This is a genomic window from Rhizobium sp. WYCCWR 11128, assembly GCF_013416305.1.
GTDB lineage: Bacteria > Pseudomonadota > Alphaproteobacteria > Rhizobiales > Rhizobiaceae > Rhizobium > Rhizobium indicum.
In genome coordinates, this window is sequence record NZ_JACCEZ010000003.1 from 464,863 (window position 1) to 490,084 (window position 25,222).

Annotated in this window: 22 protein-coding genes; 15 read left to right on the plus strand and 7 right to left on the minus strand. The window is 60.9% G+C overall.

Annotated features, from left to right (window positions below; genetic code table 11):
• Positions 1 to 66 precede the first annotated feature (66 nt).
• Both secB and HX898_RS14535 read right to left on the minus strand, forming a co-directional pair.
• Positions 67 to 549 (minus strand): protein-export chaperone SecB, encoded by a 483-nt coding sequence (gene secB, locus HX898_RS14530; protein WP_003544086.1) that lies wholly within the window; start codon positions 547 to 549, stop codon positions 67 to 69.
• 101 nt (positions 550 to 650) lie between these two features.
• Positions 651 to 1,157: an FxsA family protein gene (locus tag HX898_RS14535; RefSeq protein ID WP_138332031.1), complete on the minus strand. Its 507-nt coding sequence runs from the start codon at positions 1,155 to 1,157 to the stop codon at positions 651 to 653.
• A gap of 131 nt (positions 1,158 to 1,288) precedes the next feature.
• Between HX898_RS14535 and HX898_RS14540 the strand changes: the two genes are divergently transcribed.
• From HX898_RS14540 to gyrB, 5 genes are all read left to right on the plus strand, one after another.
• Positions 1,289 to 1,993, plus strand: a complete 705-nt coding sequence (locus tag HX898_RS14540; RefSeq protein WP_003544090.1) for a Tim44/TimA family putative adaptor protein — start codon at positions 1,289 to 1,291, stop codon at positions 1,991 to 1,993.
• Positions 1,986 to 3,104, plus strand: a complete 1,119-nt coding sequence (locus tag HX898_RS14545) for a murein transglycosylase A (protein ID WP_180194955.1) — start codon at positions 1,986 to 1,988, stop codon at positions 3,102 to 3,104. The genes HX898_RS14540 and HX898_RS14545 overlap by 8 nt, the downstream gene beginning before the upstream one ends.
• Positions 3,104 to 3,670 (plus strand): Smr/MutS family protein, encoded by a 567-nt coding sequence (locus HX898_RS14550; protein WP_138331986.1) that lies wholly within the window; start codon positions 3,104 to 3,106, stop codon positions 3,668 to 3,670. Before HX898_RS14545 ends, HX898_RS14550 begins: the two co-directional genes overlap by 1 nt.
• Positions 3,667 to 4,044: a helix-turn-helix transcriptional regulator gene (locus tag HX898_RS14555; RefSeq protein ID WP_018244167.1), complete on the plus strand. Its 378-nt coding sequence runs from the start codon at positions 3,667 to 3,669 to the stop codon at positions 4,042 to 4,044. The genes HX898_RS14550 and HX898_RS14555 overlap by 4 nt, the downstream gene beginning before the upstream one ends.
• A 135-nt stretch (positions 4,045 to 4,179) precedes the next feature.
• On the plus strand, positions 4,180 to 6,615 hold the full coding sequence (gene gyrB, locus HX898_RS14560; RefSeq protein ID WP_180194956.1) for a DNA topoisomerase (ATP-hydrolyzing) subunit B: 2,436 nt from the start codon (positions 4,180 to 4,182) through the stop codon (positions 6,613 to 6,615).
• Positions 6,616 to 6,701: 86 nt separating this feature from the next.
• Here the strand turns inward: gyrB and HX898_RS14565 are convergent, their stop codons facing one another.
• Complete coding sequence (locus HX898_RS14565) at positions 6,702 to 7,301, minus strand: nitroreductase family protein (RefSeq protein ID WP_180194957.1); 600 nt, start codon at positions 7,299 to 7,301, stop codon at positions 6,702 to 6,704.
• Positions 7,302 to 7,345: 44 nt separating this feature from the next.
• A complete protein-coding gene (locus tag HX898_RS14570) occupies positions 7,346 to 7,630 on the minus strand; it encodes a DUF2218 domain-containing protein (protein WP_138331989.1) in 285 nt (94 codons plus the stop codon).
• A 170-nt stretch (positions 7,631 to 7,800) separates the two neighbouring features.
• Here HX898_RS14570 and HX898_RS14575 point away from each other — a divergent pair, with 170 nt between their 5' ends.
• From HX898_RS14575 to HX898_RS14620, 10 genes are all read left to right on the plus strand, one after another.
• Positions 7,801 to 8,760 (plus strand): glutathione S-transferase family protein, encoded by a 960-nt coding sequence (locus HX898_RS14575; protein ID WP_180194958.1) that lies wholly within the window; start codon positions 7,801 to 7,803, stop codon positions 8,758 to 8,760.
• Between the two features lie 143 nt (positions 8,761 to 8,903).
• A complete protein-coding gene (locus tag HX898_RS14580) occupies positions 8,904 to 9,746 on the plus strand; it encodes a fumarylacetoacetate hydrolase family protein (RefSeq protein ID WP_180194959.1) in 843 nt (280 codons plus the stop codon).
• Positions 9,747 to 9,951: 205 nt separating this feature from the next.
• Positions 9,952 to 11,229 (plus strand): polyhydroxyalkanoate depolymerase, encoded by a 1,278-nt coding sequence (gene phaZ / locus HX898_RS14585; RefSeq protein WP_180194960.1) that lies wholly within the window; start codon positions 9,952 to 9,954, stop codon positions 11,227 to 11,229.
• Positions 11,230 to 11,374: 145 nt separating this feature from the next.
• On the plus strand, positions 11,375 to 11,809 hold the full coding sequence (locus tag HX898_RS14590) for a DUF2852 domain-containing protein (protein ID WP_017962639.1): 435 nt from the start codon (positions 11,375 to 11,377) through the stop codon (positions 11,807 to 11,809).
• A gap of 107 nt (positions 11,810 to 11,916) precedes the next feature.
• Positions 11,917 to 12,675 carry a SprT family zinc-dependent metalloprotease gene (locus HX898_RS14595; protein ID WP_138331994.1) on the plus strand — a complete coding sequence of 253 codons (759 nt, stop codon included), beginning with the start codon at positions 11,917 to 11,919 and terminating at the stop codon, positions 12,673 to 12,675.
• Positions 12,676 to 12,842: 167 nt separating this feature from the next.
• The gene (locus tag HX898_RS14600; protein ID WP_171600299.1) at positions 12,843 to 13,511 is read left to right on the plus strand and encodes a phosphoribosylanthranilate isomerase; all 669 of its coding nucleotides are present in this window, start codon (positions 12,843 to 12,845) and stop codon (positions 13,509 to 13,511) included.
• Positions 13,512 to 13,513: 2 nt separating this feature from the next.
• On the plus strand, positions 13,514 to 14,734 hold the full coding sequence (gene trpB, locus HX898_RS14605; RefSeq protein WP_003544114.1) for a tryptophan synthase subunit beta: 1,221 nt from the start codon (positions 13,514 to 13,516) through the stop codon (positions 14,732 to 14,734).
• 3 nt (positions 14,735 to 14,737) lie between these two features.
• Entirely contained in the window at positions 14,738 to 15,577 is an 840-nt protein-coding gene (trpA, locus tag HX898_RS14610; protein WP_029874599.1) for a tryptophan synthase subunit alpha, read from the plus strand.
• A gap of 142 nt (positions 15,578 to 15,719) precedes the next feature.
• Entirely contained in the window at positions 15,720 to 16,625 is a 906-nt protein-coding gene (gene accD, locus HX898_RS14615) for an acetyl-CoA carboxylase, carboxyltransferase subunit beta (RefSeq protein ID WP_138389328.1), read from the plus strand.
• Positions 16,626 to 16,652: 27 nt separating this feature from the next.
• On the plus strand, positions 16,653 to 18,005 hold the full coding sequence (locus tag HX898_RS14620; protein ID WP_171600302.1) for a folylpolyglutamate synthase/dihydrofolate synthase family protein: 1,353 nt from the start codon (positions 16,653 to 16,655) through the stop codon (positions 18,003 to 18,005).
• A gap of 84 nt (positions 18,006 to 18,089) precedes the next feature.
• On the opposite strand, the gene trxA is transcribed toward HX898_RS14620, so the two are convergent.
• The 3 genes from trxA to addB all read right to left on the minus strand — a co-directional run bounded on the left by trxA (position 18,090) and on the right by addB (position 25,221).
• Positions 18,090 to 18,410 (minus strand): thioredoxin, encoded by a 321-nt coding sequence (gene trxA, locus HX898_RS14625; RefSeq protein ID WP_003544118.1) that lies wholly within the window; start codon positions 18,408 to 18,410, stop codon positions 18,090 to 18,092.
• Between the two features lie 75 nt (positions 18,411 to 18,485).
• On the minus strand, positions 18,486 to 22,037 hold the full coding sequence (gene addA, locus HX898_RS14630; protein WP_180194961.1) for a double-strand break repair helicase AddA: 3,552 nt from the start codon (positions 22,035 to 22,037) through the stop codon (positions 18,486 to 18,488).
• Positions 22,030 to 25,221 carry a double-strand break repair protein AddB gene (gene addB / locus HX898_RS14635; protein WP_138331999.1) on the minus strand — a complete coding sequence of 1,064 codons (3,192 nt, stop codon included), beginning with the start codon at positions 25,219 to 25,221 and terminating at the stop codon, positions 22,030 to 22,032. The genes addA and addB overlap by 8 nt, the downstream gene beginning before the upstream one ends.
• Between the last annotated feature and the right edge of the window lies 1 nt (position 25,222).

A 25,222-nucleotide genomic window follows, 5' to 3' on the forward strand; every position in this document is an offset into this window, starting at 1 on the left:
CGGTCCTCAATTGAAAATGCCCGGGACCAGGCCCGGGCATCCGCATTTCAGACAAGAAAGATCGGGTCAGTTCGGAACGGCCTGAACCTTGGCGCGGGCCTGTTCTTCGGCAACGCGCTGAGCGAACATCTGCGTGAAGTCGATCGGGTCGATCATCAGCGGCGGGAAACCGCCGTTGCGGGTGACGTCGGCGATGATCTGACGGGCGAAGGGGAAAAGCATGCGCGGGCACTCGATGAAGAGCACCGGCAGCATGTGTTCCTGCGGGAAACCGGCAACGCGGAAAACGCCGCCATAGGTGAGTTCGGCATGGAAAACCGTCTTGTCGCCGTCCTTGGCTTCGGCATTCAGCGACAGCACGACATCGAAATCCGTATCGGAAAGCGGGTTGGCGTTGACGTTCACATTGATGTTGATCGTCGGCGCCTTGTCGCGGGCCTGCAGCGAACGCGGCGCACCTGGATTTTCGAAGGACAGATCCTTGGTGTATTGCGCAAGGATCGAAAGGGTGGGGTTGGCCGCACCGTTGCTGTTGTTATCGTCTGCCATTGGCTTTTCCTCGAGGGGCATGGGAATGGTGCCGCCATCTAACATTTCAGGCAAGGGCTTACAACCCTGGGCGCTTGGCTCGGTTGATCAGCCGCAGTGCCTCAATCGCCAAGATGCTTGCCGGACCACGGCGAGTTGCGATCCGGCTCTCTATGATAGTCCTCCTCGTCGAGATCGACCACCTTCGAGTTCGGCTTGCGGTCGCGGAAATCGGGTTGCGGGCTGGCAGAAGAGCCGCCCTTGGCATTGACGACGACGAAGCGTTTGGCGATCGCCCGCCAGACGAGATCGCGCACCGGCGGAATGAGAATGAGGATCGCGATGATATCCGTGAGGAAGCCGGGAATGATCAGGAGCAGCGAGGCGATAACGTTCATCGCCGGCCGCAGCAGGTCGCGGCCCGGCATCACCCCATTTCGTCCTTCGCTCGACATGCGGCGCAAAATACCGATTCCCTGCCGGCGCAGCAGAACCACGCCGAGAACGAAACCCAGCATGACGAGAACAAGCGTCAACCACAATCCGATAGCCTGGCCGACGACGACGAAACCGGCAATTTCGGCGAACGGCAGCAGCAGAATGGAGGCTGGCAGGATCGAAAAACGCATGTCGGTCATGTCCCGGGCTCGCCGGTCTCCTCTTGGCGCTGGCGAAGATGCCAGCGATCATTTGAATCATCTGTATAGGCAGACTATATGGGAGTACAAATCAGAGATGTTAACGGCGGCTGCGATACGATATGAGTTCGAACGACTTCATCACATTATTTTTCCTGGTAGCGGCTGTGCTGATTTTCTTTCAGCTCCGCTCCGTGCTCGGGCGCCGTACAGGAAATGAGAAGCCGCCGCGCGATCTCTATACGCCGCGGGATGCGGCTCCGGCCGAAGCCGCCGATGCTGGCAAGGTCGTGACGCTGCCGCGGCGCGATGCGACGACGGAGGATGAGGATCGCTTCGCCGCCATCGATGCTTTCGCGGCGCCCGGAACGCCGCTCAACGAATCGCTGCGTGCGCTGAACAAGGCCGATCCTGCCTTCAGCCCGAAGGAGTTTCTGAACGGCGCCCGCATGGCGTACGAGATGATCGTCATGGCCTATGCCGATGGCGACCGGAAAACGCTGAAAAACTTGCTGTCCCGCGAAGTCTATGACGGCTTCGATGCGGCGATCGGCGAGCGTGAAGCCCGGGGCGAGAAGGTGAAGTCCACTTTCGTCGGCATCGACAAGGCTGAGATCACCCATGCGGAGACCAAGGGCAGCGAAGCACAGATCACCGTGCGCATTGCCAGCCAGCTGATATCGGCGACCTACGACAAGGCCGACGTTCTGATCGAGGGCGACGCTGAAAACGTCGCCGAGGTCAACGACGTCTGGACCTTCGCCCGCGACACCCGCTCGCGCGATCCGAACTGGAAACTTGTGGCGACCGAATCGGAACATGAGTGACCACGCATCGGACTTCGTCCTGCAGGCCATAAGCTTCGACACTCTGGAAGGCTGGAAGGATGATGATCCCTCCAGCCTTTTTGAAGTTATGCGAAGCTGCCGGCGGCAAATCACCGATGTCAAACCGTACCGCACCGGATCGCTGGGCCTGAGCTCCGAAGATCTGCTTACGCTTCTCGCCGCCGCCGAAGATTTCACGCCGTCATCTCCGGAATCGGCGCGCGCCTTTTTCGAGACGCGCTGTCGGCCCTTTCTGATTCGCCGCAAGGACGGCAATGCCGGCTTCGTCACCGCCTTCTACGAACCCGATATCGACGTGGCGGAGCGGCCGGACGAAATTTTCCGTTTTCCTTTCTACCGGCGTCCGGACGATCTGATCGATCTCGACGACGCCAATCGCCCCGCCGGGCTCGACAAGGCCTATGTTTTCGGCCGTCTGCAGGAGGACCGCGTCACTGCCTATCCGGACCGCGGCGCCATCGATCAGGGGTTTCTCGAGGGCCGCGGGCTCGAAATCGCCTGGGCGAAGTCGAAGGTCGATGTCTTCTTCGTGCATGTGCAGGGTGCTGCCCGCCTGCGTTATGAGGATGGTCGTATCGGCCGCATCACCTACGCGGCGAAAGCCGGCCACGCTTTCTCGGCGATCGGCAAGCTACTGATCGAGCGCGGCGAGATCAATCGGGCGGAGATTTCGATGCAGGCGATCCGTGCCTGGCTGGTGCGCAATCCTGAGCGCGTCGACGAAGTGTTATGGCATAACCGCTCTTATATTTTCTTCCGTGATGCACCGGTTGCCGATCCGCAGGCAGGTCCGATCGCGGCCGCCAAGGTGCCGCTTCTCGCCGGGCGCGCGCTTGCGGTCGATCGGATGATCCATACCTTCGGCTTTCCCTTTTTCATTCGCGCCGAAAGCCTCATCCATCTCGACCAGGGCCGGCCGTTCCGCAGGCTGATGCTGGCGCTCGATACCGGTTCGGCGATTATCGGGCCGGCGCGGGGTGATATCTTCACCGGCTCGGGGGACATGGCCGGGGAAAGTGCCGGCACGGTCCGCAACGACGCCGATTTCGTCATCCTCATTCCCAATGCCGCCGCCGGAAGATTCGACTGATGGCCAGGGATCGCAAGCTGAGTGCAGATGAGAGGATCCTCTGGGGCAAGGTTGCCCGCAGCACGCGGCCGATGCCCGGCAAGGCGGGGGCGTTGACCGAACTTGATGCCTTTCTTGCCGAAGCCGAAGCGGCGGCCGAACGGGAGCAGGAAAAGCAGACGCCCGCCACACCCACGCCGCTGCAGCCGACAGCACCATCAATGGCAAAGCCATCGGCCGGGGTGCATCATCCGCTGGAAAAGCCGGTCAAGCGTAAGATCGCCAAGGGCCGGCTGGCGCTCGAAGCGCGGATCGACCTGCACGGGATGGTGCAGAGCGAGGCCCATGCCATCCTTCTCGATTTCCTGATCCGCGCCCATGAGCGCGGCATGCGCCATGTGCTTGTGATCACGGGCAAGGGCAGCTCCATGGGCAGCGAGGGCGCGCTGAAGCGGGCCGTGCCTCTCTGGTTCTCGAAGCCGGAATTCCGCTACCTGATCTCCTCCTATGAGTCGGCCGCACAACATCATGGCGGTGAGGGCGCGCTCTACATTCGCCTGTCGCGGCGGCATGGGGAAAGGCCATGACACCCTTCGGAGAGGCGGTTCGCAGGTTGCGGGCGCGCAAGGGCGTCTCGCAGAAGGAGATGGCGGAAGCACTGAATGTCTCTCCTGCCTATCTCTCGGCGCTCGAACATGGAAAGCGTGGTTTGCCGACATTCGATCTGCTACAGCGCATCGCGGGCTATTTCAACATCATCTGGGATGAGGCCGAGGAACTGTTCCTGCTCGCCCGCTCGTCCGACCCGCGCGTCGTGATCGATACCTCCGGCTTGCCTCCCGAATATACCGAATTTGCCAACCGGCTGGCCCGGCAGATTCGCAACCTTGACAGTGCGGAGATAGGCCGGCTATCGGCTCTTCTCGAAAATGGCGGCAAAGGCGACGGAAAAGCGTCATAATCCCCTGTTTTATGCCTTGTTTTAGGGGCTTGCCATTGGGAAGTGGGTTCAAAAAACCTATATACAAGAGTGAAGAAAGCCGGTGATTCGCAAGGCGCGCCGCAGCTTTACGACAACAGGGAAAATCTCGACAGAATGAGCGATACATCCGCGACGGAAAACGGCGTAAGCACCGAATATGGCGCAGATTCCATCAAGGTTCTGAAGGGCCTCGATGCCGTGCGCAAACGCCCCGGCATGTATATCGGCGATACCGACGACGGCTCCGGCCTGCATCACATGGTCTATGAAGTCGTCGACAACGCGATCGACGAAGCGCTTGCCGGCCATGCCGACATCGTCACTGTCACTCTCAATCCGGATGGCTCGGTGACCGTCACCGACAATGGTCGCGGCATCCCGACGGACATTCACACCGGTGAAGGCGTGTCGGCGGCCGAAGTTATCATGACGCAGCTTCATGCCGGCGGTAAGTTCGACCAGAATTCCTACAAGGTCTCCGGCGGCCTGCACGGTGTCGGCGTCTCCGTCGTCAACGCGCTGTCCGTCTGGCTGAAGCTGAAGATCCGCCGTCACGACAAGATCCATGAAATGAGCTTCACCCATGGCGTGGCCGATGCTCCGCTGAAGGTTACGGGCGACGCGCCGAATGAAACCGGCACGGAAGTGAGCTTCATGCCGAGCACCGGCACCTTCACCATGACGGAGTTCGACTACGGCACGCTCGAGCATCGCCTTCGCGAACTCGCCTTCCTGAATTCAGGCGTCCGCATCCTGCTGACCGATAAGCGCCATTCCGATATCAAGCAGGAAGAACTGCGTTATGACGGCGGCCTCGAGGCTTTCGTCGCCTATCTGGACCGCGCCAAGAAGTCGCTCGTCGACAAGCCGGTTGCCATCCATGGCGAAAAGGACGGCATCACCGTCGAAGTCGCGATGTGGTGGAACGACAGCTATCATGAGAACGTGCTGTGCTTCACCAACAACATCCCTCAGCGCGACGGCGGCACGCATATGGCCGGCTTCCGCGCGGCGCTGACGCGCCAGGTCGTTTCCTATGCCGACAGTTCCGGCATCACCAAAAGGGAAAAGGTAACGCTGCAGGGCGAAGATTGCCGCGAAGGCCTGACGGCGGTTCTGTCGGTCAAGGTGCCGGATCCGAAATTCTCCTCGCAGACCAAGGATAAGCTCGTTTCCTCGGAAGTCCGTCCTGTTGTCGAAAGTCTCGTCAACGAGGCGCTGAACACCTGGTTCGAAGAACATCCGAGCGAAGCCAAAATCCTCGTCGGCAAGGTCGTCGAGGCAGCCGCCGCACGCGAAGCGGCCCGCAAGGCCCGCGAATTGACCCGCCGCAAGGGCGCACTCGATATCGCTTCGCTGCCGGGCAAGCTCGCCGACTGCTCCGAGCGTGATCCGACAAAATCCGAAGTCTTCCTCGTCGAGGGCGATTCTGCCGGCGGCTCGGCCAAGCAGGGCCGCTCGCGCGAGAACCAGGCGATCCTGCCGCTGCGCGGCAAGATCCTGAACGTCGAACGCGCCCGTTTCGACAAGATGCTGTCGAGTCAGGAAATCGGCACATTGATCACCGCGCTCGGTACCGGCATCGGCAAGGACGAGTTCAATGTCGAAAAGCTGCGCTACCACAAGATCATCATCATGACGGACGCTGACGTCGACGGCGCCCATATTCGCACCCTGCTGCTGACCTTCTTCTTCCGCCAGATGCCGCAACTGATCGAGCGCGGTCATCTCTATATCGCCCAGCCGCCGCTCTATAAGGTCTCGCGCGGCAAGTCGGTGCAGTATCTGAAGGATGAGAAGGCGCTCGAAGAATATCTCATCAGCCAGGGCCTGGAAGATGCTTCGCTGAGGCTCGGCAGCGGCGAGGTTCGCGCCGGCCAGGATCTGCGCGAGGTCATCCTCGATGCTCTGCGCATGCGCGCGCTGCTCGACAATCTCCATTCGCGCTACAATCGTTCCGCCGTCGAACAAGCGGCGATTGCCGGAGCGCTCAATGCCGAGCTCGCCAGCGATCCGGCGAGAGCGCTGGCGCTGGCAAACGAAGTGGCTGGACGCCTCGACATCATCGCCGAGGAAACCGAGCGTGGCTGGCGGGGCGATGTGACAACCGATGGCGGTCTGCGCCTCGAGCGCATGGTCCGCGGCGTCAGGGAACTCGTCGTGCTCGACATGGCGCTGATCGGTTCCTCGGACGCCCGTCACATCGACCAGCTGACGGCACGCCTCAAGGAAATCTATCAGACGCCGCCGTCGCTGCATCGCCGCGAAGGCGACATCGAAATCTCTGGCCCGCGCGCCTTGCTCGACGCGATCTTCGCAAGCGGCCGCAAGGGCCTCACCATGCAGCGCTACAAGGGTCTTGGCGAGATGAATGCCGAGCAGCTCTGGGAAACGACGCTCGATCCGAATGTTCGTTCGCTGCTGCAGGTCAGGGTCAATGATGCCACCGATGCCGACGGCCTGTTTGCTCGACTGATGGGCGATGAAGTCGAGCCGCGGCGCGAATTCATCCAGGAGAATGCGCTGAGCGTTGCAAACCTCGATATCTAATTGATATTTCAAAAATAAATGGCCCCGCTATCTTTAGGATGGCGGGGCTTTCGTTTGCCCGATATCTGCTTGGCCTTTGGCTTCGCTCAATTCGCGACGAAGCGCCCGTTGAAGGCGACCTCGGAGAGCGGCTTGCGCTGGCTGGGGAATTCGCGCGCCTGATTGCGTTCGGAAAGCACGCTCTTGTCGGCCAGGCGGCCGACGGCGACGCCTCCTTCGACCCGGTATCCCTCGGGAATGCTGAAAGCCTGCCTGATTTCTTCATGCTTGATGCCGCCCATGCCATGGGCGTAAAGGCCGGAGAGGCGCGCCTGGATTGCCAGATGCCCCCATGCCGCACCGGCATCGAAGGAATGGGTGTAGCTCGGCTTTTCTTCAGCCGAGCCGGCAGCCCCGGTGAAGGCGCGCGAGACGACAAAGATAAGCGCCGATGCATTCCCGGCCCATTCCTGGTTGGAATCGTTGAGCAAGCCGACGAATTTCTCCCAATGCTCCGAACCCTTGAGACCATAGATGAAGCGCCAGGGCTGGTGGTTGGCCGAGGACGGCGCCCAATGGGCGGCGTCGAGTAGACCGAGCAGCTGCGTCTCCTTGATGATTTCGCCGGTGAAGGCGCGCGGCGACCAGCGGTCGAGAAACATCGGATCGATCGGATAGTCGGATTCGCGGTGATTGCTCTTCGTCATGCTTGTTCCAGGGTTTGGGGCAGAAAATTAGGATCGGGGCTGGCTTAGTCCGACCAGACGATGTCAAGTTCTTCGCGAAAGGCGAAGCGCTTCAGATGATCGTCGATGACCTTCTGCATCCTTTCCTGTTGCGAGGGATCGGCGACGGTCAGTGTCATGGTCAGTGCCGCATCGTCGGCCGCAAACGTCACCTCGGCCGTATCGCTGAACGGCACCCGGCCCTTCAGAGGATCAAAATCGACACTGAACTTGTGGCTCCAGTGTTTGCAGAGCTGCTGCAGGTAGCGGCTTGCATGTTCGGTCCGCACGACGGCCTTCGAGAGATGCATTTCGAACTCCACGTCATTTTGTATAGCAGAGACATATTTCCTGCTTCACCGGCTTGGCAAGCGCAGCATCGTCGCAGTTTGGGTGTACAGACTGTCTTCATAAAAGCGGCCTCACGCCCGCGTTGAAGCAGGGTAATGAACCATTTCGTCAATCGATTGGGGAGGTGCGCATGCTGGTGAACGGAAAATGGACGGAAGACTGGCAGCCCGTTCAGGCGAAGGACGAAAAGGGCGGCTTCGTCCGCCAGACCTCGAGTTTCCGCAATTGGGTGACCGCGGATGGTAGCGCCGGGCCGACGGGCGAAGGTGGCTTTGCAGCCAGCGCCGGCCGTTATCATCTCTATGTCGCCTATATCTGTCCCTGGGCCTCGCGCACCCTGATCGGCCGCAAGCTCAAGGGCCTGGAAGATATCATCTCGGTCTCGGTCGTCGAGCCGCTGCTGGGCAAGCAGGGCTGGCGCTTCGGTGACTATCCCGGCGCGACGGAGGATCACGTCAACGGCGTAACCTATATGCATGAAATCTATACCAGGGCAGCACCTGACTTCACCGGCCGGGCCACCGTGCCGGTTCTCTGGGACAAGCAGAAAAAGACCATCGTCAACAATGAATCCGCCGATATCCTGCGCATGCTGAACGGCGGCTTTGGCGCCCTGGCAAAAAATCCGATCGATCTTTACCTGGCGGAGAGGCGCACCGAGATCGACGCTTTCAACGATCGCATCTATCCTGCCCTCAACAACGGCGTCTACCGCGCCGGTTTCGCCACCACGCAAATCGCTTACGAAGAAGCCTTTGCCGACGTCTTTGCCTGCCTCGACTGGGTCGAGCCGCAGTTCGAGGACCGGTCTTTTCTCTTCGCCGATCATCCCACCGAGAGCGATATCCGGCTTTTCGTGACGCTGGTGCGCTTCGACGTCGCCTATCACGGCATCTTCAAATGCAATCTGCGCCGGCTTTCCGACTATGCCAATCTGCGCGCCTTCTGCCGCCGAATGCTGGATTGGCAGGGCATCGGTGAAACGGTCAACCTCGATCACATCAAACGCGGCTACTATTCGATCGAAAGCCTCAATCCGACGAAGATCATCCCTTCCGGCCCGGATCTGGCGGAAATTTTTAGAGCATGATGCCGAAAGATACGGGCGGTTTTCAGCAGAAAATCATCCGAATCGCGGCAAAGCCGTACCGCTTCCCGGCAAAGCCGTAATGACACCGATGAATAATTCGTTCATAGGTGGCTGCAAATCCGTTTTCGATGAGGAGGAATTCCATGAAGCTGATGCGTGTTGGCGAAGCCGGCAGTGAAAAACCAGCACTTCTCGATGCCGATGGCAAGATCCGCGATCTCTCCGGTCATGTCGCCGATATTGGCGGTGAAGCGATCGGACCGGCAGGCCTTGCAAAGATAGCGGCGATCGACCCGAAGAGCCTTCCGGAAATCGCACCCGGCCGCATCAGCGCCTGCGTCGCGGGCACTGGCAAGTTCATCTGCATCGGTTTGAATTATTCGGATCATGCTGCCGAAACCGGTGCGACCGTGCCGCCCGAGCCGATCATCTTCATGAAGGCAACATCCGCAATCGTCGGACCGAACGACAATGTCATCATTCCCCGCGGTTCGGAAAAGACCGATTGGGAAGTCGAACTCGGCGTCGTCATCGGCAAAACTGCCAAATATGTGACGGAAGCCGAAGCGCTGGATTATGTCGCTGGTTATTGCGTTTCCAATGACGTGTCCGAGCGCGCTTTCCAGACCGAGCGGTCCGGTCAGTGGACCAAGGGCAAATCCTGCGACACCTTTGGTCCGATCGGACCCTGGCTTGTGACCAAGGATGAAATTCCCGAACCGCAGAACCTCGGCATGTGGCTGACGGTCAACGGCCAGAAGATGCAGAACGGCTCATCGAAGACGATGGTTTACGGGGTTGCGTTCCTCGTCTCCTATCTCAGCCAGTTCATGTCGCTGCACCCCGGCGACGTGATCTCGACCGGCACGCCTCCGGGCGTCGGCATGGGCCTCAAGCCGCCGCGTTATCTCAAGGCCGGCGACGTGGTCGAACTCGGCATCGAAGGTCTCGGCACGCAGAAGCAGACCTTCATAGCGGATCGTTAACGACGCTTCTTGCTGAGAAACTTAAGTTTTCAGGTCGATTATGATGCCGCAGGTCAATTCTGCGGCATTTCTTGTGTGGGTCTGGTACGCCCATGTTGCTGTGCAACAAAAACCTGTTAGTCTGCGCGACGTGCCCGCGTTACGAAAAGAGTCGATGCCTCTCAATCGGCGTCATCTTTTCGATAGAGAAAGGTGGCGCCTTCCAATGTTTTATCAGCTTTATGAATTGAACCATGCCGCCATGGCGCCGTTTCGCGCCGCGGCCGATATCATGCGATTTGCCTATGCCAATCCGCTGAATCCGTTCTCCCATACGCCATTCGGTCGCACGATGGCGGCAAGTCTCGAAATGTTCGAACGCACGACGCGCCGCTACGGGAAACCGGAATTCGGACTGAAGCAGACGACGATCGGTGACAAGACGGTGACCGTCCGCGAAGAGGTCATCTGGTCGCGCCCCTTCTGCAATCTCTTGCATTTCGCGCGCAATGCGCCCGCCGCCAGCCGCAATGACCCGCGCATCCTGATCGTCGCGCCGATGTCTGGCCACTATGCCACGCTGCTGCGCGGCACGGTCGAGGCGCTGCTGCCGAGTGCCGATATCTACATCACCGACTGGATTGACGCCCGCATGGTGCCGATGACGGAAGGCACGTTCGATTTCGACGATTACGTCGACTACGTCATCGAGATGCTGCATTTCCTCGGTCACGACACGCATGTCATCGCCGTCTGCCAGCCTTCCGTTCCGGTGCTGGCACCCGCTGCCGTGATGGAAGAAGCCAGGGATCCGCTTTCGCCGGCGTCGATGACGCTGATGGGCGGCCCGATCGACACGCGCATCAACCCGACGGCGGTCAACAAGCTCGCCCAGGAGCGATCGCTGCAGTGGTTCTCCGACAATGTCATCATGAATGTGCCCTGGCCGCAGCCGGGCTTCATGCGCCCGGTCTATCCGGGATTCCTGCAGCTCTCGGGCTTTATGTCGATGAATCTTGATCGCCACCTCGTCGCGCACAAGGAATTCTTCATGCATCTTGTGAAGAACGACGGCGAGCCGGAAAAACATCGCGATTTCTACGACGAATATCTCGCCGTCATGGATCTGACCGCCGAATTCTATCTGCAGACGGTGGAGGAGGTCTTCATCAAGCATTCGCTGCCGAAGGGTGAACTGATGCATCGCGGCAAACGCGTCGATCCGGCGGCAATTCGCAACGTGGCGCTGCTGACCGTCGAAGGTGAGAATGACGATATCTCGGGGGTCGGCCAGACAGAGGCGGCGCAGACCATCTGCGTGAACATTCCCGAAGATATGCGCATGCACTATCTTCAGCCGGATGTCGGCCATTATGGTGTTTTCAATGGTTCGCGTTTCCGCCGCGAGATCGCGCCGCGCATCATCGATTTCGTCCGCCAGCATTCGCGTTCTGCCGTTAAGCCTCCGGTTCCGCGTGTCATCAAGGGCGGCCGGGCGGGCTGAATCAGGGATAGCTGAATTAGCAAAACGGATTCAAGGCCTTGTCCGATTTCGCGGGCAATCGTCTTGAAGGCGGTTATTGCGGTAACCACATCGATTTCAGCGTTCGGTATTCTGCCGGGCGCGGAAAGCGAGGGATACCCGCACGATGAACCAGTCAGCATTGCTTCGACCGGATTGGACTCCGGCTACCATTGCCCTGATGATTCTCGGCTTCATGGTTTTCTGGCCTCTGGGTCTTGCCATGCTTGCCTACATCATCTTCGGCGACCGTCTGCGCGGCTTCAAGCGTGACGTCAACCAGGCGACCGATGGCTTCTTTGCCTCCTGCCGCCGCCCGCATGGCCGTCACCGCCCGCATTTTTCGACCGGCAACGTCGCCTTTGACGACTGGCGCAAGGCCGAACTCGACCGCATGGAGGAAGAGCGCCGCAAGCTTGACGAAATGCGCGAGGAATTCGACTCCTATCTGCGCGAGCTCCGCCGCGCCAAGGATCAGGAAGAGTTCGACCGTTTCATGCGCGACCGCAGAAACGCCAAGCGCGATGACAACGGCCCGGTCGCTGAATACCAGACACCGTAAACGCCTGAACGATGAATTGATGACCGGCATCTCGCGATGCCGGTTTTTCCACGTCTGCCCTTCCGGCGATCATTTAGATTTGCCGGCGAATCGTATAGAAAACACGCATGTTCTCGCTTCTGAAAACAAGGTCGAAGGCGCGAAAGCCGGCTCCGCCCGAAATGCGGACGCTCGATGTCGCCGGCCGGCTCATGCCGCTGACGATCAAGCAGCACGACCGGGCGACACGCATCACGCTGCGCATCGAACCGGGTGGCCGCGCCTTGAAGATGACGGTGCCGAAAGGCCTTGCGGCGCGTGAGGTCAATGCTTTCCTCGATCGTCACCAGGGGTGGCTACTCACCAAGCTTGCCAAGTTTTCGACCGATACCGGCCTGCGTGACGGCGGCGAAATCCTCCTTCGCGGCGTTTCCCATCGCATCCAGCACAGCGGCAGCTTGCGCGGGCTGACGGAGGCGGTTTCCATAGACGGCATCCCGGTGTTGCGCGTCAGCGGCATGCCGGAACATGTCGGACGGCGCATTGCGGCCTTCCTCAAGAAGGAGGCGCGCGCCGATCTCGCAAGACTGGCGACGATGCATGCAGCAACGATCAGAGCGCCGATCCGCTCGATCTCGATGAAGGATACCCGCAGCCGGTGGGGCTCGTGCTCGTCGGAGGGAAATCTGAGCTTTTCGTGGCGTATCGTCATGGCGCCGCCTTCGGTGATCGATTATCTCGCCGCCCATGAGGTCGCCCACCTCAAGGAAATGAACCACGGCCCGCACTTCTGGGCTCTCTGCCGCAAGCTTTGCCCCGGTATGGAGGAAGCGAAGTCCTGGCTCAAGCGGCATGGCAGCCAGTTGCATGCCATCGATTTCGACTAGCGCATAACCCCGAAAATCGGAATCGATTTTTCGGAAAGCATTATGTGCAGATTTAAAGTGATAGAGCGTCCTTTGGACGCGCGGCGCTCTAGCCGAGAGCCGCGCTAAATTCAGTGTCCGTCGCAAATTGGCTCGACTCTTTCCGCATTTCGTGTCACTTCGCTGCCATGAGACCGGATATCAAGATCTGTGGTTTGAAGACGCCTGAGGCTGTCGATCGCGCGCTGAAGCGCGGCGCGACCCATATCGGTTTTATCTTCTTCGAAAAGAGCCCGCGCTATATCGAGCCGGACCTGGCGGCAAAACTTGCGGAACCTGCGCGTGGCAAGGCGAAAATCGTCGCTGTCGTCGTCGATCCGACCAATGACGAACTCGACGAGATCGTGTCGTTGTTGAAGCCGGATATACTCCAGCTTCACGGCAATGAGAGCCCCGAACATGTGCTGACCATAAAGGCGGTCTATGGTCTGCCTGTGATGAAGGTCTTTTCGGTACGCACGGCAGACGACCTGAAGCGCGTCGAGGCCTATATCGGCATCGCCGACCGTTTCCTCTTCGACGCCAAAGCGCCGAAGGGTTCGGAACTGCCTGGCGGCAACGGTATTTCCTTCGATTGGAGCCTTCTCAGCTGGCTTGACGGCAGCGTCGACTACATGCTTTCCGGCGGGCTGAACAAGGACAATGTCGCGGAAGCGCTTTTCATCACCAAGGCACCGGGTATCGACGTCTCCTCGGGAGTCGAAACTGCGCCTGGCGTGAAGAGTGTCGCGAAGATCGATGAATTTTTTGACGCGGTCGAAAAGGCGAATACGCCGATGATGGCCTCAGGGAGTTGAGAGTGAACGAGACGCCTAAACCGAATTCCTTCCGTTCCGGCCCCGATGAAGATGGCCGTTTCGGCATTTATGGCGGTCGTTTCGTGGCCGAAACGCTGATGCCGCTGATCCTCGACCTGCAGGACGAGTGGAACAGGGCAAAGAACGATCCGGCATTCCAGGCCGAATTGAAACATCTCGGCGCGCATTATATCGGCCGCCCGAGCCCGCTCTATTTCGCCGAGCGGCTGACAGCCGAACTCGGCGGCGCGAAGATCTATTTCAAGCGCGAAGAACTGAACCACACCGGCTCGCACAAGATCAACAATTGCATCGGCCAGATCCTGCTCGCCAAGCGCATGGGCAAGACCCGCATCATCGCCGAAACCGGTGCCGGCCAGCACGGCGTCGCCTCCGCGACCGTTGCAGCCCGCTTTGGCCTTCCCTGCGTCGTCTATATGGGCGCCACCGACGTCGAGCGTCAGGCGCCGAACGTTTTCCGCATGAAGCTGCTCGGCGCGGAAGTCAAACCGGTCACGGCAGGCAGCGGCACGCTGAAGGACGCCATGAACGAGGCGCTTCGCGACTGGGTCACCAATGTCGAGGATACCTATTACCTGATCGGAACGGCAGCCGGTCCGCATCCCTATCCGGAGATGGTTCGCGATTTCCAGTCGGTGATCGGCATCGAAGCGAAGGAGCAGATGCTGGCAGCCGAAGGCCGTCTTCCGGATCTCGTCATCGCTGCCGTCGGCGGCGGCTCGAACGCCATCGGCATTTTCCATCCTTTCCTGGATGATCCCTCGGTCAAGATCGTCGGTGTCGAAGCCGGCGGCAAGGGTCTGCAGGGCGATGAACATTGCGCCTCGATCACCGCTGGTTCGCCGGGCGTGCTGCACGGCAACCGCACCTACCTGCTGCAGGATGGTGACGGTCAGATCAAGGAAGGCCATTCGATTTCGGCCGGTCTCGATTATCCCGGCATCGGTCCCGAACATTCCTGGCTGAACGATACCGGCCGTGTCGACTATGTGCCGATCATGGATCACGAAGCGCTCGAGGCTTTCCAGACGCTGACCCGCCTCGAAGGCATCATCCCGGCGCTCGAGCCCTCGCACGCGATTGCCGAGGTGATCAAACGCGCCCCGACGATGGGCAAGGACGAGATCATCCTGATGAACCTCTCCGGTCGCGGCGACAAGGATATCTTCACCGTCGGCAAGATTCTGGGAATGGGACTGTAAGACATGACCGCACGCATGGACAAACGCTTTGCCGAGCTGAAGGCCGAGGGCCGTCCGGCACTTGTGACCTATTTCATGGGCGGCGATCCCGACTACGACACCTCGCTCGGCATCATGAAGGCGCTGCCGGAGGCAGGCTCCGACATTATCGAGCTCGGCATGCCCTTTTCCGATCCGATGGCCGACGGCCCGGCGATCCAGCTGGCCGGCCAGCGGGCGCTGAAAGGCGGCCAGACGCTGAAGAAGACGCTGCAGCTGGCGGCCGATTTCCGCAAGACGAACGATGCGACGCCGATCGTGATGATGGGTTATTATAACCCGATCTATATTTACGGCGTCGAGAAATTCCTCGACGACGCGCTCGCTGCCGGTATCGACGGCCTGATCGTTGTCGACCTGCCGCCCGAGATGGATGACGAGCTCTGCATTCCGGCTATCCGCAAAGGCATCAATTTCATCCGCCTGGCGACGCCGACGACGGATGAGAAGCGCCTGCCGAAGGTCCTGAAGAACACTTCAGGCTTCGTCTACTACGTCTCGATGAACGGCATCACCGGTTCGGCGCTGCCCGATCCGTCGCTGGTTTCGGGCGCGGTCGAGCGCATCAAGCAGCACACCAAGCTGCCCGTCTGCGTCGGCTTCGGCGTCAAGACGGCGGAACATGCAAAAGTCATCGGCGGTTCGGCCGACGGCGTCGTCGTTGGCACCGCGATCGTCAATCAGGTCGCGACCAGCTTGACGCATGACGGAAAGGCAACGGCGGATACCGTTCAGGCGGTTGCCACGCTGGTGCGCGGCCTTTCCACGGGAACACGTTCGGCGCGCCTTGTTGCTGCCGAATAGTTTGCCCACATTGGCAATAAAGCATGTCGCGCAAAAGTGTGCAGCGGTTTTGCGGCAACGACATGCGGGAAACTAGGACCTAAAGCGTGGCAGCGAATCTGAAAAGATCACGGCGCGCTTTAGACTATCAGGAGTATTCGAGTTGAACTGGATCACCAACTACGTTCGCCCGCGGATCAATTCCATGCTGGGCCGTCGCGAAGTGCCGGAGAACCTCTGGATCAAGTGCCCGGAAACGGGCGAGATGGTCTTCCACAAGGATCTGGAAGGCAACAAATGGGTCATTCCGGCGTCCGGTTATCACATGAAGATGCCGGCCAAGGCCCGCCTGTCCGATCTTTTCGACAATGGCGAGTTCGAATCGCTGCCGCAGCCGAAGGTCGCGCAGGACCCGCTGAAGTTCCGCGATTCGAAGAAATATAGCGATCGCCTGCGCGACAGCCGCCTGAAGACCGAACAGGAGGATACGATCCTCGCCGGCGTCGGAAAGGTGCAGGGACTGAAACTCGTGGCCGTTGTGCACGAATTCAACTTTATCGGCGGTTCGCTCGGCATGGCCGCCGGCGAGGCGATCGTCAAGGCTTTCGAGCGTGCGACGTCTGAAAAGTGCCCGTTGGTGATGTTCCCCGCTTCCGGCGGTGCGCGCATGCAGGAAGGCATCCTGTCGCTGATGCAGCTGCCGCGCACGACGGTTGCCGTCGACATGCTGAAAGAATCCGGCCAGCCCTATATCGTCGTGCTGACCAACCCGACGACGGGTGGCGTCACGGCCTCCTATGCCATGCTTGGCGATATTCATCTGGCCGAGCCCGGCGCCGAAATCGGCTTTGCCGGCAAGCGCGTGATCGAGCAGACGTTGCGTGAAAAACTGCCCGAAGGCTTCCAGACCGCCGAATACCTGCTGGAGCATGGTATGGTCGATATGGTCGTCAAGCGCCACGATATTCCGGAAACGCTGGCGCGCCTCTTGAAGATCCTGACGAAGAAGCCGGTTTCTGCGGCGAACGACATGAATGGCGGCGCGATTGCCCTGGCGGCGAGCGCCTGATAACCGACAAGCAGGCGGGGTGCCGAATTGATACCCAGAGGCCAAACCGCGGTGAGCGAGGCAGCACAGGAGATCGACAAGCTCATGGGATTGCATCCCAAGGGTTTTGATCTGTCTCTCGATCGCATCACTCGTCTTCTCGATGTGCTCGGCAATCCGCACAGGAAACTGCCGCCGGTGATCCATGTCGCCGGCACCAACGGCAAGGGGTCGGTCACCGCCTTCTGCCGCGCTTTGCTCGAAGCCGGCGGCTACAGCGCTCATGTCCACACCTCGCCGCATCTCGTCAATTGGCACGAGCGTTATCGCATTGGCGTAAAGGGCGGACGCGGGCAGCTTGTCGACGACGCCGTCTTTGCCGAGGCCGTGCGTCGCGTGGCCGATGCCAATGCAGGACAGCACATCACCGTTTTCGAAATCCTGACGGCGGTCACCTTTATCCTGTTTTCCGAACATCCGGCCGATGCTGCGATCATCGAAGTCGGTCTCGGCGGCCGGTTCGACGCCACCAATGTCATTTCCGATCCGGCCGTCTCGGTGATCATGCCGATTTCGCTGGATCACCAGCCCTATCTCGGCGACAGGGTCGAGCTGATCGCGGCCGAAAAAGCCGGCATCATGAAGCCGGGATTTCCCGTTGTCATCGGTCATCAGGAATATGACGCAGCTCTCGACGTGCTGATGTCGACGGCCGAACGGCTGCATTGCCCGAGCACCGTCTTCGGGCAGGATTTCATGGCGCATGAGGAATATGGCCGGCTCGTCTACCAGGACGAATTCGGCCTTGCCGACCTGCCGCTGCCGCGCCTTCCCGGCCGCCATCAATATGCCAATGCCGCCGCCGCCATTCGGGCCGTCAAGGCGGCGGGTTTCGCCGTCACCGAGACGATGATGGAAAAGGCGATGAGTTCGGTCGAATGGCCGGGCCGGCTGCAGCGTCTGAGTGAGGGCCGGCTGCTGTCGCATGCGCCGGCCGGCGCCGAGATCTGGATCGATGGCGGGCATAATCCGGGTGCCGGCGAAGTGATCGCCGAAGCCATGGCCAATTTCGAGGAGCGCCAGTCTCGGCCGCTTTTCCTGATTACCGGCATGATCAACACCAAGGATCCGGTCGGCTATTTCAAGGCCTTTACCGGCCTGGTCGAGAAGGTTTTCTGCGTGCCGATCCGCGGCAGCGAAGCGATGATCGACCCGGTAATATTGTCGAATGCCGCTTATGATGCCGGTTTGGTTGCAGAACCGATGTTGACGGTCGGCGATGCGCTGGAAGCGATAAAAGCCGTTCTCGATCCGGAGGCATTGCCGCCGCGCATCCTGGTCGGCGGCTCTCTCTATCTCGTCGGCGATGTGCTTGCCGACAACGGCACGCCCCCGAAATGAAGGCCGAGAAATGAAGGCCGTGAAATGAAAAAAGCCCGGTCGAACCGGGCTTTTCGTCAAGTAATATAAGTTGGCCGATATCAATCAGGCGGCGCTCGAAATCCAGTTCGACAGAGCCGTCTTCGGCTTTGCGCCGACAGAGATATCGGCAACTTCGCCGCCCTTGAAGATTGCAAGGGTCGGAATGGAGCGCACACCGAACTGTGCAGCGAGTTCCGGGTTCTCATCGATATTCAGCTTGGCGACCTTGACCTTGCCTTCCATCTCGACGGCGATTTCTTCGAGGCTCGGTGCAATCATCTTGCACGGGCCGCACCATTCGGCCCAGAAATCGACGACGACGGGTTCTGCGGATTCCAGAACTTCCGACTGGAAGTTATTGATATCGACTTTCACGGTAGCCATGGGCTGCTCCTTTAACGGAATTGGGTGTTGAACCACATGTGATGGTGCGGTGCCGAATTTTCAATGTCCGGTATTTCACTTTGTCTTGACCGCTGCAAGCGCCAAACAGAGCGCCTTTTCGCTCAGTGTAAAGAGCGAGGCGTTCTCGGTATAGACAAGCATGCAATCGATACGCCTATCAGGATAGAGTGGCGCCAGGATCTCGCGATAGATCGCCAGCTGCGCCCGGTGCGCGAAGGGGATAGCCTCCTCCGTTGCCGGCGGCACCCGATTGGTCTTGTAGTCGAGAATGACGACGCGATCGGCAAGGACGGCAAGCCGGTCGATGCGCCCGGAGACGGCATAGCGCCGATCTTCGAGCGTCAATGTTCCCATGATCGAAACCTCTGGCTGGGCCTGCGCACCGAGGACAGCCTGCAGACCTTCCTCGTCCAATAGTTTCAGAACCGAATCGACAAGCTTGCGCCGTTCGGCTTCCGGCCAGAATCGAGCCGCCCGTTCAGCATAACGGCTCGCCGCATCAGGTCGCTCCGCAAGCGGAATTTCGGGAAGCGCCTGCAGCATGCGATGGATCAGCCTGCCTTTCTCCAGTGAACGATCGCTTCGCTCCTTTTCGCCGAACAGCGGCGAAACGACCAGCAGGCCACCCGCGTCTTCATCGATGATCGTCCCGGCACCGGAAGGGCTGAGCGGCCGGGGCAGCTCAGCCTGCGGCGGCAATGGCCGCAACAGGCCGTCCGGCAAGGTCTCCTCGCTGCCGCGCTCTTCGCTGCGATCGATACGCTCGAAGCTTCGTTCTACCCGCGGCACGCGCCATTTGATGCCCGGCCATTCCCCATCGGGACCGGAGAATGTGGTCGCCTCCACATGCGGATGGTCGTCGCGCAGTGCCGTCGAAATCATCATATGCCAGGTGTCATTGTTCACACGCACGCCACGATAGCCGCAGACGACCAGCCGGTCGGCGGCGCGCGTCATGGCGACATAGAGCAACCGGCGGTATTCCTCCTCCGCCAGCATCTGGATACGTGCGGCATCATCCTGGGTAAGCGAATTGGAAAGATCCGAGACAGGAACCCAGACGGGCATCGGCGGCTCGTCTGGGCCGGTCTCGATCAGGCGAAGCTTCGGAAGATGGGTATGGGTGAAGGCCTTCGAACCGCCGTCGACGAGGAAAACGATCGGTGCTTCAAGACCCTTGGAGGCATGCACCGTCATGATCCGCACCTCGTTGCGCCCCTTGTCCTGCTCGCGCTTCATCACGGGGGCTTCGAGCTCCAGCGTCGAGATGAAGGATTGCAGCCCGGGAAGGCCGGAGCTCTCATGGTCGAGCGTGAAGGTCAGGAATTCGTCGAGGATATCGCTGACCTCGGTGCCGAGACGGGCAAGGAATTGCCGCCGCCCGCCATAGCTGCCCAGCACGCGCGCATAGAAATCATGGACCGACAGGCTCCTGGACTGCCGGAGAAACAGCTCCAGCCTCTCGACGGCAGCGCGGAAGCGCTCGGTGCCGTCTGCTGCGAAGCTTTTGAGATGGCTCCAGACGCTTTCATTGTCGCCGCGCAACGCGGCGATCGCAAAGATGTCGTCCTCGGAGAGATCGAAAAACGGGCTCTTCAGCACGGCGGCGAGCGAAAGGTCGTCTTCCGGCAGAAGCAGGAAACGGCCGAGCGCCAGCAGATCCTGCACGGCGATATGGCTGGTCAGCACCAGTCTGTCCGCGCCGGCGACGGGAATGTCGCCGCGGCGCTTCAGCGCCCGCGTCAACGCATTGACGAAGGCGTCGCGCTTGCGCACCAGCACCAGGATGTCGCCGGCCTCGATCAGGCGCTCCTTGCCTTTGTCGACGATCGTTTCGCGGCCAACAAGCGTGCCGATCGAATGGGCGATCCGCCGCGCGAGGATCGCGGCCGGCGCGCTTTCCGGCGTCGCATCGAAGGGCGCCGTCCAGTCCTCCTCCTTCACCACCGCTTCCGGCGCAACCATCTCCCAGAGATCGACGGCGCCAGGATGTCCGATGCGGCTGGAACGATGCACGACCGGTTCGCCGACCGCACTGAGGCCGCGCGCGTTTTCGGGTGTCTTGAAAATGTGGTCGACCGCCTCGAGCACGTCGGCGGTCGAGCGGAAAGAGAGCGGCAGCCTCACGGAGGAAAAACTCTGCCCGCTATCGGAAACGCGCCGCCGCGTTCGGTCGCTCTCCTCGGAGAAACGCTCGGGCCTTGCCCCCTGGAAGGAATAGATCGACTGCTTTTCGTCGCCGACGGCAAAAAGCGTGCGCACGATCGGCCGGGCGCTTTCGCCGGAGAAGAAATCTTCGGCGAGCGACTGGATGACGCTCCACTGGATCGGGCTGGTATCCTGCGCCTCGTCGACGAGGATATGATCGATGCCGCGATCGAGCTTGTAGTGGATCCAGGGGCCGACGCCACTTTTCGTCAGGAGGTCGGCGGTGCGGGTGATCAGGTCCTCGAAATCGAGCTGGCTGCGCTGCTTCTTCAACTCGTCATAATCGTGATTCAGCCGATCGGCGAGCACGAGCGCTGCATGTGTGGCGCCGTACATCCGCATCAGTTTCAGCCGGTCACGGCTTGCTGCGACATGCGCGCGGGCAATGGCGATGGCCTCCGCCAGCTGCGGTGCCTCGGCAAGCATGGCCTTGACGAAGAATTGCGAGTCCGCCTTGGGCTCGCCCTTCACGGTCAGAAAGATTTTCTCGAGAAATTGCGCGCGCCTTGCGTCATCGCGCTCCCGCCCGGCGAGCCTGAGGCCATAGGCAACCTCCTGCGCCTTGGCACCGCCCTTCTGGTCGGCAAGCGAAAGATAAAGTTCCAGCGTGCCGCCCGAAAGCTCCGGCAAAGGCCAATATTGCGCCGCGATCCTGTCTTCCGTGTCGCCGACGGCAAGGCCGAGCCTTTTGCGCAGAACCATTTCCACGCCGCCCTGCTGTTCAGCCGTCGCGGTGAAACGACGAATGGCATTGCGATTGGCGACGATGTCGCCGAGCAGGTTCTCAAGCCCGGATTCGTCGCCGAGATTGAGCACGTAGGCGAATGCCTCGGCAAGGGCGCTGTCTTCGTCCGGCGCGGTTGCCGTCAGCAGTGCCCGGCGCGCATCGGAAAGCAGCGCCACCGCCGCGCGATCGTCGAGAACCGAGAAATGCCCGGCAACGTTGGCTTCCAGCGGGAACTGATGCAGCAGTGCCTCGCAAAAGGCATGGATCGTCTGGATCTTCAGTCCACCTGGTGTCTCCAGCGCCTTGGCAAACAGCCGGCGTGCCTCGGCAAGCTTCAGTCCGTCGGGAGCCGTACCTTCGATCTGTGTGATGCGGCGGCCGAGGTCTTCATCGTCAAGCACCACCCATTCCGCCAGCCGTTCGAAGACGCGGTTCGACATTTCCGACGCCGCGGCCTTGGTGTAGGTGAGGCATAAAATGGCGGAAGGCCGCGCACCTGATAGCAGCAGCCGGATGACGCGCTGTGTCAGCACATGCGTCTTGCCGGAACCGGCATTGGCCGAGACCCATGCTGAACGCAGCGGATCGGAGGCAATCGCCTGCTGGATCGTCGTCCAGCCGATCCAGGCGCCCGGATCGTCATCGTTGGGAAGGGCGGTCACATCACTCATCGCCGCCCTCTTCGGTTTCGGCCGTCGACCATTCGGAGACGCGGGCGAGATGATCATAGTCGCCGCCGAAATCGAATTGCTGGGCCGGGATCAGCCGCGAGGTAAAGCCTCTCTCGCTGGATTGCAGCAACCCCACGAATTTGACCAGCTGGTCGATCGATTCGGCGGCCAGATCCATCGCCGATTTCGCCTTGTCGCTGCGCGCCGAGCTCTCGTTGTTGACGGTATCGACTTGGAAGCGGCTTCCGGGTCGCAGACGCACATAGAGAAGGTCCTGCGGCACGAGGCTGCCGGCATCGCGGAAGGCACCGGCGCTCAAGGCGGCCGCTTCAAGCGCAAGCTGCGGATCGAGAAGCACACGTGCCTGCGCCGGTGAGGGATTGTAGCCGGTCTTGTAGTCGATGATGTCGGCCGAGTTTGGTCCTGTGACGTCGATCCGGTCTGCAACGCCGGTGAGCCGGATATTGATCGGCTCCAATTCCATGCCGCCCCGTACTTCCGTCAGCGTTTTCAGGATGCCATGCTGGCGTCCGGCCTCCCATTCGAGGAAGACGCGGGCCACCGCGCGAAAGCGCGGCCGCCACACCGCGTCGATATGCGGCGGCAACTTTTCCATGTCGAAAAGCTCGGAAAGGATGGCCTCCATCGCCGCTGCCGCATCCGGCGTGCCGGCGATGTGAGCCTCGCGGATGAATCGATCGATGATCTCGTGGTAGAGCGTTCCGCGTTCGGCCGCCCCTGGATCACGATTGAACGGGTCGACGGGGTCAAGCCGCAGGATGCGACGGGCATAGATGGCATAGGGATCTCGGCGCAGCCGGCCGACTTCGCTGAAGGAATAGGATTTCGGCTGCAGCGCCAGCGGCGGTTTCGGCGAGGGGCGCTGCACCGGCGCCTGAGCATCTCCCCGATCGATGAGAGCGGCCCATTGGAGGAACCGATTGCCGCGTCCCTTCAATTCCGCTTCGAACGCCTCTCCGCCGAGCGCCAGCAGCCGCTGCAGCCAACGCGAGGCGACGGTCGGCGTCGAGCCCTGGCGCAGCGCGCGCGAATAGATCAGATGGCGTGTGCCGTTTGCCATCTCGAAATCATGCGCCAGCTGGCCGATGCGCCGCTCCGGCGGCTCGAGGCCGATCTCCGTCTTCATCATTCGCGGAATGAAGGGGTTGTTGGCGGTCTGTCCCGGCCAGGTGCCTTCGTTCAGGCCGCCGAGGATCAGCGTATCGACGCTCTGCAGGCGGGCTTCCAGCGTGCCGAAGATGAAGAGCCTCGGATGGCTGAGCGCCCGTGGTTTCACCGCATGACCGGCGGCGAGCGCTGCCATGATGTCGATCCATTGCGGTCCGTCGGCCTCCATCTGGCCGTCCGTGTCGATCACTTCACTGAGCAGGGCGGCGAGGGCGTCTCCCGCTTCGTTCGACCAGAGATCGGCGAGATTGCCTTGCGGATCGACCGCGACCGCTTCAAGCGAACGGCCAGTGCGCTCGGCCCATTCGGACAATGTGAAGCGCACTGTTCTTCCACGATCTTCCGGCCGGTGCCGCATCAGCGCCGAAGCCAGAGGCTCGGTCGCTTGTGTGACCCGGCGGGCAAGGTCGCATGCGGCGTCGGCGGCCTCAGGCGAAAGCGATTTTCGCCATTGCGGCGCGTGCCTGTCCAGCGCCTGTTCGGCAAGTTGGTGCGTGAGGAGAGGTTCGAGCGTGCTGATATCCACCTCGGCCACACCGCCGCGCAGCGCCAGCAGCTCGAGCGCCTCGGTAGCGGAAATCAATGCGCCGCGCTCCAGGCCGAAGCGGGCAAGCGGATGTTTGAGCAGTGAGATGATTGCCACCGGATCGCCCGGTCGCAGCGCTGCCTCCAGCAGCAATTGCAGCAAGGTGCCCTGCGGCATGGCCGAAAGCGGTGTGCCCGCCGAATCATCGGCGAGAATGCCGAAGCGGGAAAGCTCGGCCATCACCCGCCGCGCGAGATTGCGGTCCGGAGTGATGAGAGCTGCCCGGCTCTCGCCGTCCTGTCCCGGTCTTTCCAGCGCCAGCCGGAGTGCGATGGCAATCGCCGTTGCTTCCTCGCGCTCATTGGCGGCTTCAATCAGCGAGACATCAGAGAAGGCCGAAGACAGCGCGCCGGCCGGCAGATCGCTCTTCCACGCTCCCCAGTCGCTGGTCGCCTCCGCTGGAGCAAGGGCCCGCGACAGGATTTCGGCCCGCCGGTCAAGATCGGCCTCCGGTCTGTCGAGGAGCGTGACGTCGGCGCGTGTCAGCTTCAGCCGCTTGAGCAGCAGTGACAGGCCATATTGCGGATGGCTCCGGCTTGCGGGATTGGCATGTTGGCCGGGCGCCGGTTCCGGCGCGACCATCTGCCAGTGCATTTCGGGCATGGAGAGATCGAGACCTGGAAGCACGATCACACCTTCAGGCAGATGGGCGACGGCGGCGATGAGATCGGCGGTGGCGGGAACGGAACCCGTCGAACCGGCGATGATGATCGGTCCCGCGGGTTTCGTCGCCGAAAGCCGGCCTGCTTCGGCCCGCAGAATGGCGTTTCTATGCCGTGCCGGCGAGGATTTGCCGAGTTCGGAAAGCCGTTCGGGCCAGAAGGCGCTGGCGATCTGCAGGAACTCCGCCGTCAACTGCCACCAGGCGGCATAATCGCCGGTATCGAGTTTCGACAGCTCCGACCAGTCGAGATCCTCGGTCTCGATGGAATCGATCAGCTCGGCAAGATTGCGGGCGAGCCAGATCGCATCCGCCGGGCTTGCCGGCGCGACGAGCGGCGAGTCCGAGTGAATGTGGCGGACGATCTCCGGCAACTTATTTCGCCAGGCAAGGATCAGACGCGCAAGCTCCAGCAGACGGGCGGTATTCGATAGCGGCTGGGCGAGATCGATCGTTGTCGGCAGCGCCTCGTCGAAATAGCCGCTATCGTCATCGGTTTCGCCGAGCGGGCGGATGACGGGGAGGATCGCTGATCGGCCGCCGAGCAGGTCGACGAATTCAGAACGCAGCACACGCACGGCGCGCCGGGTCGGCAGGTAGATCGTGACTTTGGCAAGCGACAGCGGATCATCGGCGTCGTGCCGGAAAATCGGCGTCAATCGGCCGTCGCAAACTGTCGTCGCCAGCGTTTTCAGGAAGGAGAGGCCCGCCGGGATCGTCAGGATGCGTGGCTGGTGCCGCTCCGCCATG

Bases quoted from the DNA above. Each gene is read 5' to 3' on its own strand.
- HX898_RS14580 (WP_180194959.1), top strand. From the start codon at position 8,904: ATGAAGCTGATGCGTGTTGGCGAAGCCGGCAGTGAAAAACCAGCACTT.
- HX898_RS14550 (WP_138331986.1), top strand. From the start codon at position 3,104: ATGGCCAGGGATCGCAAGCTGAGTGCAGATGAGAGGATCCTCTGGGGC.
- phaZ (WP_180194960.1), top strand. From the start codon at position 9,952: ATGTTTTATCAGCTTTATGAATTGAACCATGCCGCCATGGCGCCGTTT.
- HX898_RS14590 (WP_017962639.1), top strand. From the start codon at position 11,375: ATGAACCAGTCAGCATTGCTTCGACCGGATTGGACTCCGGCTACCATT.
- addB (WP_138331999.1), bottom strand. From the start codon at position 25,221: ATGGCGGAGCGGCACCAGCCACGCATCCTGACGATCCCGGCGGGCCTC.
- HX898_RS14575 (WP_180194958.1), top strand. From the start codon at position 7,801: ATGCTGGTGAACGGAAAATGGACGGAAGACTGGCAGCCCGTTCAGGCG.
- HX898_RS14540 (WP_003544090.1), top strand. From the start codon at position 1,289: ATGAGTTCGAACGACTTCATCACATTATTTTTCCTGGTAGCGGCTGTG.
- HX898_RS14535 (WP_138332031.1), bottom strand. From the start codon at position 1,157: ATGCGTTTTTCGATCCTGCCAGCCTCCATTCTGCTGCTGCCGTTCGCC.
- addA (WP_180194961.1), bottom strand. From the start codon at position 22,037: ATGAGTGATGTGACCGCCCTTCCCAACGATGACGATCCGGGCGCCTGG.
- HX898_RS14600 (WP_171600299.1), top strand. From the start codon at position 12,843: ATGAGACCGGATATCAAGATCTGTGGTTTGAAGACGCCTGAGGCTGTC.
- trpA (WP_029874599.1), top strand. From the start codon at position 14,738: ATGACCGCACGCATGGACAAACGCTTTGCCGAGCTGAAGGCCGAGGGC.
- trxA (WP_003544118.1), bottom strand. From the start codon at position 18,410: ATGGCTACCGTGAAAGTCGATATCAATAACTTCCAGTCGGAAGTTCTG.
- HX898_RS14545 (WP_180194955.1), top strand. From the start codon at position 1,986: ATGAGTGACCACGCATCGGACTTCGTCCTGCAGGCCATAAGCTTCGAC.
- secB (WP_003544086.1), bottom strand. From the start codon at position 549: ATGGCAGACGATAACAACAGCAACGGTGCGGCCAACCCCACCCTTTCG.
- gyrB (WP_180194956.1), top strand. From the start codon at position 4,180: ATGAGCGATACATCCGCGACGGAAAACGGCGTAAGCACCGAATATGGC.
- HX898_RS14555 (WP_018244167.1), top strand. From the start codon at position 3,667: ATGACACCCTTCGGAGAGGCGGTTCGCAGGTTGCGGGCGCGCAAGGGC.
- HX898_RS14595 (WP_138331994.1), top strand. From the start codon at position 11,917: ATGTTCTCGCTTCTGAAAACAAGGTCGAAGGCGCGAAAGCCGGCTCCG.
- HX898_RS14570 (WP_138331989.1), bottom strand. From the start codon at position 7,630: ATGCATCTCTCGAAGGCCGTCGTGCGGACCGAACATGCAAGCCGCTAC.
- HX898_RS14565 (WP_180194957.1), bottom strand. From the start codon at position 7,301: ATGACGAAGAGCAATCACCGCGAATCCGACTATCCGATCGATCCGATG.